General features: G+C 67.3%; 8 protein-coding genes. 1 reads left to right on the top strand and 7 read right to left on the bottom strand.

Annotation, left to right across the window (positions count from 1 at the left end; translation table 11 throughout):
- Window positions 1-83: 83 nt before the first annotated feature.
- Window positions 84-1,241, top strand: coding sequence for an acetate/propionate family kinase (locus PVW48_RS20020; protein WP_274582729.1), 1,158 nt, complete (start codon window positions 84-86; stop codon window positions 1,239-1,241).
- Here PVW48_RS20020 and PVW48_RS20015 read toward each other — a convergent pair whose 3' ends face one another.
- The 7 genes from PVW48_RS20015 to PVW48_RS19985 all read right to left on the bottom strand — a co-directional run bounded on the left by PVW48_RS20015 (window position 1,242) and on the right by PVW48_RS19985 (window position 6,464).
- Complete coding sequence (locus PVW48_RS20015; RefSeq protein WP_274582728.1) at window positions 1,242-1,856, bottom strand: ABC-type transport auxiliary lipoprotein family protein; 615 nt, start codon at window positions 1,854-1,856, stop codon at window positions 1,242-1,244.
- An 18-nt stretch (window positions 1,857-1,874) separates the two neighbouring features.
- On the bottom strand, window positions 1,875-3,614 hold the full coding sequence (locus tag PVW48_RS20010) for an MCE family protein (RefSeq protein ID WP_274582727.1): 1,740 nt from the start codon (window positions 3,612-3,614) through the stop codon (window positions 1,875-1,877).
- A gap of 21 nt (window positions 3,615-3,635) precedes the next feature.
- Complete coding sequence (locus tag PVW48_RS20005) at window positions 3,636-4,415, bottom strand: ABC transporter ATP-binding protein (protein WP_012178719.1); 780 nt, start codon at window positions 4,413-4,415, stop codon at window positions 3,636-3,638.
- Entirely contained in the window at window positions 4,415-5,503 is a 1,089-nt protein-coding gene (locus tag PVW48_RS20000) for an ABC transporter permease (RefSeq protein WP_274582725.1), read from the bottom strand. The genes PVW48_RS20005 and PVW48_RS20000 overlap by 1 nt, the downstream gene beginning before the upstream one ends.
- 171 nt (window positions 5,504-5,674) lie before the next feature.
- Window positions 5,675-6,151 (bottom strand): hypothetical protein, encoded by a 477-nt coding sequence (locus PVW48_RS19995; RefSeq protein ID WP_012178721.1) that lies wholly within the window; start codon window positions 6,149-6,151, stop codon window positions 5,675-5,677.
- Window positions 6,148-6,312, bottom strand: coding sequence for a hemin uptake protein HemP (gene hemP / locus PVW48_RS19990; protein ID WP_012178722.1), 165 nt, complete (start codon window positions 6,310-6,312; stop codon window positions 6,148-6,150). Before hemP ends, PVW48_RS19995 begins: the two co-directional genes overlap by 4 nt.
- On the bottom strand, window positions 6,306-6,464 hold the full coding sequence (locus tag PVW48_RS19985) for a hypothetical protein (protein WP_157865313.1): 159 nt from the start codon (window positions 6,462-6,464) through the stop codon (window positions 6,306-6,308). The genes hemP and PVW48_RS19985 overlap by 7 nt, the downstream gene beginning before the upstream one ends.
- Between the last annotated feature and the right edge of the window lie 241 nt (window positions 6,465-6,705).

Genomic DNA, 6,705 nt, shown 5'->3' with positions numbered 1-6,705 from the left:
CCTTCAGAAGAGACGCAATGAAAAAACCAAACAAGGTCGCAGGTGTCTCGAAACAGGATATGATGGTCGAGGCTGGCTGATCCATGGCGGACCCGGCCCGGTCGGACCTGATTATTGTTCTGAACGCGGGGTCGTCGTCGCTCAAGTTTGCGCTGTTCACCCCGGCGCTCGCAGAGCATCTTACCGGGCAGGCGGAGTCCATTGGCGGGCCCGGGCGGCTGAAGATCGGCGCACGGTCCGCGTCATGCGACCTGCCCGACCATGGTGCAGCGCTGGCTGCGATCCTGGGAGCACTGGCCACGCGAGGCATCACCGCAAGCCACCTCAAGGCTGTCGCGCACCGGGTGGTCCATGGCGGCGTCCGGCTGACCGCGCCCGTGCGGATCACCCCCGCGACCCGATCCGAAATCGCCGCCTGTTCGGCCCTGGCGCCCTTGCACAACCCCCACAACCTCGCGGCCATCGACCGGATCACGGCGCTGATGCCGGACGTGCCGCAATGCGCCAGCTTCGACACCGCGTTCCACGCCTCCAACCCCGAGGTCGCCCTGCGCTACGGCCTGCCCGACACGGCGGAAACCGCGGGCCTGCGCCGCTATGGCTTCCACGGGCAAAGCTATGCCGCGATGGTAGACAGCTGGTCGCGCGTGACCGGTGCCGCCCTGCCCGACCGCCTGCTGGCATTCCATCTGGGCAGCGGCGCGTCGATCTGTGCGATCCGCGACGGACGCTCCGTGGCCACGACCATGGGTTATTCCCCGCTGGAAGGTCTGACCATGGCGACCCGCAGCGGCAGCATAGATGGCAACGCCGTGCTGAAACTGGCCGAGGATCACGGCATCGCGCGCGCACGGCGGATCCTGAACAATGAAAGTGGGCTGGCCGGCCTGTCGGGGGGGCTGTCGGACATGCGGACCCTGATGGCCTCCGACCGCCCCGAGGCCGGCTTCGCGGTGGACCATTTCGTTTACTGGGCGGTGCGGCATGCGAGCTCCCTGCTTGCGCCTCTTGGCGGGACGGAAACCATCGCCTTCACAGGTGGGATCGGCGAGAACGCGGCCGAAATCCGCGCGCGCATCGTGGCGGGTCTTCACTGGATCGGAGCCGAGATCGACCCGGAGGCCAACGCGGAAGGTCAGACCGCTCTGCACAGTGCCGCCTCCGCGACCGGCATCTACATCATCCCGGCAGAGGAAGAGCGAATGTTGGCCGCCGATGCTCTGCGCGTGCTCGGCGCGTAGTCAGCGCACCACCGACAGAACCCAGGCGCCGTGCTCGGCAAAGAGTTGCTGTGCCGCCTGGTCGAACCCGGCGATCACTTCGGCCTCGGACACCGAGGCCACAGGCACTTGTACGGCGAAGCGGCGCGTCCCCATGATCCGCAGATCCGACTCGCGCACCACGCGACCGATCAGGCTCAGCACGACCACCGCGCCCGGCCCCTCCGGCACCGCTTCGGCCTGGAAATCCACGATCTCCGTCAGTACCGCGTAATCACCGTTGATCCCGAGGGGTCGGCGGCCGACATAGCCCAAGCGCCCGCTTGCCTCCAGGGTGCGCAGCATCAAGGTCTGCACCATCACCGGTGTCGCGTCGCCCCACCGCACCCCCGGCAGATACTGCGCCTGCAACGGGTCGGGCCGGATCATGATCCGGTCGGTCTGCAGCGCGCCAGTGGTCGTTGGCAACTCTATGACCACGTCGCGCGCCCGGACCGGCCCCTCCGGCAGAGTCCGAGGCGCCTGCAACTCGTAGACATCCAGAACCTCGGACGCGGAGCCGAGCGCGGACACCGCCGCGCAACCGGACAGGCTGCCAAGCGTCAGCAGCGCCACGGAACAGGCTTTGAGGGGCATGAGGACGCGCATCGGGACCTACCTTCTGAATTCCGGGGTGTTGGGGTTGAGGATGAACCGCGCGGGATCGCGGCTGATCTGGTTGGTCAGCCGGTCGAGGTTTTCGACCAGCACGCGCGCTTCCTGCGCGAGCCGGGAATAAAGCGGCAGGCCGGTGGTCGCGAAAGTCTCCAGCCTGGGCCCGGCCGCCTCGGCCAGCGCCTCCACCTCGGCAAAGGCCCGCGCGGCGGCATCGCTGGCGCTGCGCAGATCCGAACTGATCAGCGGCAGGTCCTCTGCTACGCTGTCCACCGCCCCGGTCAGCGAGCCAAGCGTGCTCTCCAGCGCGGCGATGACCCCGTCGAGATCCTCGCTCATCACCCGATCGGCGGAGGTAAAGGCGCTCTCGGCGGCGCGCAGGGCGCTGTCGCCAGTCTCCATCGCGGTGTTCACCGCCGTGAGGGTCTCGTTGGCATTGCGGAAGGTGGTGGTGACATCGGCGAGGGTGGATTGCGCTGACACGATCAGCGCCTCCACCCGGCCCGACGCGCCGCTCAGGTTCTCGCCTACCTCGGCGACCACCCGGGTCGTGGTGTCGGTCGCGGCGCGGATATCGGCCACGATGGCGGGCATGTCCACGGTCGCCACCGCGTTCACCGCCTCCATCGCCGCCTGCGCCGTTGCGACCAGCGCGCGCGTCTCGCTCAGCAGCGGTGCGCCCTCTTCCGCAACCAGCCCGTCGATGCGCCGCACGGCCACCTGGACCTCGCCCGAGGTTGCCTCCAGTGAAGCGACCAGCCGATCCACCGCCGCCAGCGTGCCCGCAAACTCCGTAAGCCGGGCCGTGGCCACGTCGCCGGTCGCGCCGAACCCCTCGATCAGCGCCGCAGCCTCGGTGCCCAGGGTGTCGGCCTGCGCCCGCAGATCGGCCATCAATGCCCGGGCCTCCTCGGTCGCACCGGCCAAATCGCCTTCGATATAGGTCTGCGCGGCCCCCAGGGAATCGTCGAGCGTCGACAGCACCTCCTCACCGTCGAGGACCATCCGGCGCGTCTCCTCCGACAAGGCTCCGATGGAGGCCAGCGTCGTGTCGGCCGTGGAAAGCACGTCGTTGATCTCTCCCGTCAGGGTATCGAGCGTGGCGTTGAACCGGCTGATCTGGTCGGCAAAGGCGTTCACCGTATCGGCCACGCCGGAGAAATTCTCCAACGCGCTGGCGAATTCTTCCGAGGCCGCCTCGGTATTGACCAGGATATTGCGCAGCAGGTTGCGATTGTCGTCGGTCAGCAGTGCGCTGACCTCCTGCACGATCTGCAGCGCCTCGGTGATCAGCTCGGGCGCGTCCTCAGACAGGGTCTGCAGCACCGAGCGCCCGGCCTCGATCTCGGGCACCTGCGCGTCGGTGGCCGCCACCAGAAGCGGCGCGTCCGGCGTTCCCCCACTGATCCCGACGAAGGACACGCCCGTGACCCCCTGAGCCTCGATCGTCGCAACACTGTCCGTGCGCACCGGCGTGTCGGCATTCACCTCAACCCGCACGACGATCGAGCCGTCCTGCTCCGGGGCCAGCCGTACATCGACCACCTGCCCCACGGGCAAGCCGCTGAACCGTACGTCCGACGCCTCGCTCAACCCAGAGACCGAGGAAAACCGGATGTCGTAATAGGCGAATTGCCGGTCCAGCTCGACCCGCGCGAACAGCAGGAAAAAGGCCATCATGCCGAGGATGCCCAGCAGCGTGAAAAGCCCGATCAGGATGTAATTGGCACGCGTTTCCAAGTCTCGTCTCTCCTTCCGGCCTCAGCCGCCTGCCGTCTCAAGCGCCGCCCGGGCACGGGGGCCGTGGAAATACGCGTGCACCCAAGGGTGATCCACCTTCAGCATCTCATCCATGGTGCCCGTGACCAGCACCTTGCGTTCCGCAAGGACAGCGATCCTGTCGCAGATCGCGTGCAACGTATCAAGGTCATGGGTGACCAGAAAGACCGTCAGGCCCAGATCCGTGCTCAGCCCCTTGATCAACGTGTCGAAATCCGCCGCCCCGATGGGGTCGAGCCCGGCGGTCGGCTCGTCGAGGAACACGATCTCCGGGTCGAGGGCCAGCGCCCGCGCCAATCCCGCGCGCTTGCGCATCCCCCCAGACAGCTCGGAGGGGTATTTGTCCTCCGCCACCGGCGGCAGTCCCACCATCGACACCTTCAGCGCAGCCAATGCCCGGCGCGTCGCCGCATCCAGACCCGGGATCGCGCGCATGGGAACTTCGACATTCTCGCGCACGGTCAGGGAGGAAAACAGGGCACCGTCCTGGAACATCACGCCCCAGCGCGCCTCGACCGCGGCCCGCGTCGCCTCGTCGGCGCTCAGCATGTCGGTGCCCAGAACCTCCACCCGCCCCGCCGCAGGCCGCAACAGCCCCGCGATCGTGCGCAGCAGCACCGACTTGCCGGTGCCCGAGCCGCCGACCACGCCCAGGATCTCGCCCCGCCGCACGTCCAGATCCAGGTCTTCATGGACCACATGCGTGCCGAACTGCGTCCGCACCCCGCGCACCCGGATCACGTTCTCCACCGGCTCTGCCATCAGATCCCCATCTGCGCAAAGAAAATCGAAAACGCCGCATCGGTCACGATCACGGCGAAGATCGCGGTCACCACCGCACCCGAGGTCATCCGGCCAAGGGATTCGGCGTTGCCCTCCACCTGCATCCCCGCATGACAGCCAACCACCCCGATCAGGATGGCGAAGAACGGCGCCTTGACGAGCCCGACCACCGCATGATTGATATCGGTCCCCTCGATCAGCCGGGTCTGGAACATCGCGGGCGAGATGCCCAGCTCGATCCAGGACATCAGCGCCCCGCCCAGCAACCCCGACAGGTTGGCGATCAGCCCCAGGATCGGCAACATGATCAGCAGCGCCAGTACCCGCGGCAGGAACAGCAGCATCGCGGGGTCGAGGCCCAGCGTCCGCATCGCATCGATCTCTTCGCGCATCTTCATCGACCCGATGGCCGCGGTAAACGATGAGGCCGTCCGCCCGGCCACGATGATCGCCGTCAGCAGAATGCCAAGCTCTCGCAGAATCGAGATCGAGATCAGGTCGACGACGAAGACCTCGGCCCCGAATTGCCGCAGCTGGCTCGCGCCCTGGAAGGCAAGAACGATACCGATCAGAAAGGCCATCAGCGCCACGATGGGCACGGCCCTGAGCCCCACCTCCTCGCAATGATGCACCAGCGCGGTCATCCGGAACTCCCGCGGATGCCGCAGGGCCCGACCGAACCGGGCCAGCACGAGGCCCAGCATCCCGGTCAGCCCGCCGAGGAATTTCGTCCCCTCCACCACCTGCCGCCCGAGCCGCTCCAAGCGATCGGTCAGGGTCGGCGGCGTCTCTGTCCGCTCCGGGTGTTCGGGCTCGGCCTTGGTCACGTTGGCGATCAGCCGCGCCACCTTGTCGGGCGCCCCCACAAGGCGGACCCCCTCGCCCCGCGCCAGTTCTGCCAGCAGCCAGGCGCCCGCCGTATCGATCCGCCCGATGCCGGACAGATCCAGGGTCAGCGACCCGGCCGGGCGCGCGGCAAGCTGCCGCTGCAAATCGGCCACCCCGTAGATCGTCAGATCGCCACTCAGCGCGCCTGCGACCCCGGCTTCATCCTGCGATAAGCGCAAGTCGGGCGCGGGGCGCGCATCGACCCCGCGTCCTTCTGCATATTCTGCGGCATCCGTTGCGGCCACGCGTGCTGCCTCATCCCGTTCGCTTCGTTCCGAACAGCACTAGGGCCTCTCTCGCCCTTTGTCACGGGGCGCGCAGCCCCAAGGACCGCGCGCCCCGCCCCCCGCTCAATGAAGTGTGACGGACAACGGCACCCGCCGCGGCGGATCCTGACTGCGCAGGACCATGCGACGCAGCGCCAGACCGAATTCCTGCGCGAGGCCGACCACCTGGTAGCCCATGTCCGGACGCACCAGGGTCGTCGCCAGCAACAGCGCATCCTCCGTGCTGCCCTCGCTAGCATAGCCCACGAAATTGGCGAAACAGGCCTCGTCCGCGCCCAGGCACTTGCAGGCCACGCCATGCCGCGCCATCGGGCGGCGACCGTGACGCAGGCACAGCATGCACAGATTCTCGAGCGCCTTCAGTGCCGGGCGCCCCGCCTCTGGCCCGAGGGAGGCCGCGAAGGCGGTCCAGACCCGGGCCTGCGCGTCCGGCCCATCGCACCACAGGCGCAGGTAGAGCACCGCGTCCCGTTCCAGCGGCGGCAGGTCCTGCACATAGCCGACGGTGGCCGCCCCGCGATGTGTCGCCTGCACCGTCATTTCGTCAGGATCAATTTACCGGCGCGCGTGACCCGCAATGTGTAGATTTGCGCATCGAGCTTGATCCGGGCCAGATCGCCGCCCTTGGTCAGATCCCGTGCGTCATAAACCGGCAGCGCATCTTGCGGCGGCAGTGTCGTTTCCTTCGCAACGCTCAGCATGGGGCATCCTCCCGGTCGCGGTGGGCTTCGACATGGTCGAACAGCCATTCGAGCGTGAAAGGCGCCGGGCCTTCGGGGGCCTCGTCGGCAAAAACCAGATCCATCAAGCGGGTCCGGCGCGTCTGGCGGAGGTCTTCGAACAATTCGGGCATGGCCTCATCCTGTCAGAACAAAGTTGTCGGCTGGCCCTGACTCGGGAGGGTTGGCTGGATGCCTCTATTCCTGACTATTTTAGTAGGTCTTGTCAACCTCTCCATTGTCTGGATCGCAGATCCAAAGCCTCCCGACCTTCGGCACACAGCGGAAAATCGCCACAAATGCGCCCCGCTAACGCCCCCTCCCCCCCTGCGGCCCCGAAACGCCCGCTCACGAAACATGTGATCCGCGTGTGTC

This window comes from Dinoroseobacter sp. PD6, assembly GCF_028807315.1.
GTDB classification, from domain to species: domain Bacteria; phylum Pseudomonadota; class Alphaproteobacteria; order Rhodobacterales; family Rhodobacteraceae; genus Dinoroseobacter; species Dinoroseobacter shibae.
Note: the sequence above shows the minus strand (reverse complement) of the source record. Positions and strands in the feature narration are given on the sequence as shown.